Source organism: Curtobacterium sp. PhB146 (genome assembly GCF_004342995.1).
GTDB lineage: Bacteria > Actinomycetota > Actinomycetes > Actinomycetales > Microbacteriaceae > Curtobacterium.
Window position 1 is genome coordinate 1 of sequence record NZ_SMBN01000021.1, and the last position, 1,428, is coordinate 1,428.

The 1,428-nt window shown below is 66.2% G+C and carries 1 rRNA gene; it reads left to right on the forward strand.

What is annotated here, in order from left to right:
• A 5S ribosomal RNA gene (gene rrf, locus EDF33_RS19985) occupies positions 1-86 on the forward strand; the annotation flags it as partial.
• Positions 87-1,428: the final 1,342 nt, after the last annotated feature.

The window sequence follows — 1,428 nt, forward strand, 5'->3', positions numbered from 1 at the left end:
GTCACATTCCGAACCCGGAAGCTAAGCCTCTCAGCGCCGATGGTACTGCAAGGGGGACCTTGTGGGAGAGTAGGACGCCGCCGGACTTAACGTTGCAACACCAGGGAACCCCTGACCGATTCGGTCAGGGGTTTTCTGCGTTTCCGAGGGTTCTTCGCGGCGGGTGTCCGTTCGCGGTGCCGGTTCGTGAGCAGAAATGGTCGAGTACACGTGTGCGACCCGACCATTTCTGCTCACGAAGTGTCCCGTTCGGTTCCGTGGTCCTGCCACTCCTCGCTTCCTCGGTCAGTCGCGGTCTGGCGCCGGCCTCCCGCGATGACGAGCTCGACGTTCCTCCGCGAGTGGCGCTGACCCTTCGTGAGCAGAAACGGTCGAGTGATGCCGAGCGCACCCGACCGTTTCTGCTCACGAAGCAGTGTGCGTGCGTCGCTGGGCGGTCGGGTCGGACAGGCCTCTGGGCCAGCGGCGCTCAGTGTCGAACCTTGCGTTGAAGGTGGCACGGGCCCAGGCGGGATACTGCCCATGGTGCGGCGGCTGTGAGCGCCTTCGAGTGTGCGACTCGGCTCGGCACGAAGTGGTCCACTCGCTTGCGGCCGCGCCTCGAGCCGGTCTCCGGGCTCGAGGGAGCCTGTCGAGCCGGCGATGCCTACCGCGATGTGGATCCTGCTCACGGACGCCGCTCGCTGGGCCAAGGGGCGTTGTTCATGTGATGAGTGGCTGCCCAATGCCGCGCGAGCGATCACCTGAGCTGGGCGCGTCGTGGTGTTCGGCCTGCACGGGAGGGATGGGCACGACGTCGACGTTCGCCTTCCGACTGCCGTGGGAGGATGCTGGTCCCGGTGTCCCGGTGTCCCGGTGTCCCGGTGTCCCGGTGTCCCGGTGTCCCGGTGTCCCGGTGTCCCGGTGTCCCGGTGTCCCGGTGTCCCGGTGTCCCGGTGTCCCGGTGTCCCGGTGTCCCGGTGTCCCGGTGTCCCGGTGTCCCGGTGTCCCGGTGTCCCGGTGTCCCGGTGTCCCGGTGTCCCGGTGTCCCGGTGCAGGTAACGACGTCGAACCGTTCGGGCTTGCTCGTCGACGCACGTGGGTCCCCGCCTGCGACACGCCCGGGAAGTGACCCGGCTGGCGCTCCCGTTCACCTCCCCGTAATGTTGTCACTCGTTGCCGCTGAGGCGAAGAACGGAACGGCCGAGACGGTCACCAGGTGGAAACACCTGGAGATGCAGTCCGGACGGGGTCCCGCTCAGGCAACCGACACCCAAGGTTCCACGGTCTCGATCGTGGTGCTCGACGGTGCCGAGAGACGAATGCCTCTCTGACGAAGCCCGACGGGCGGAGTGGGGAGTGCGTCTGGTCCTTGAGAACTCAACAGCGTGCACATTGTCAATGCCAATTTATTGATTGACCTCGTGCCTGGGCAGCTTCGGTTGTTCA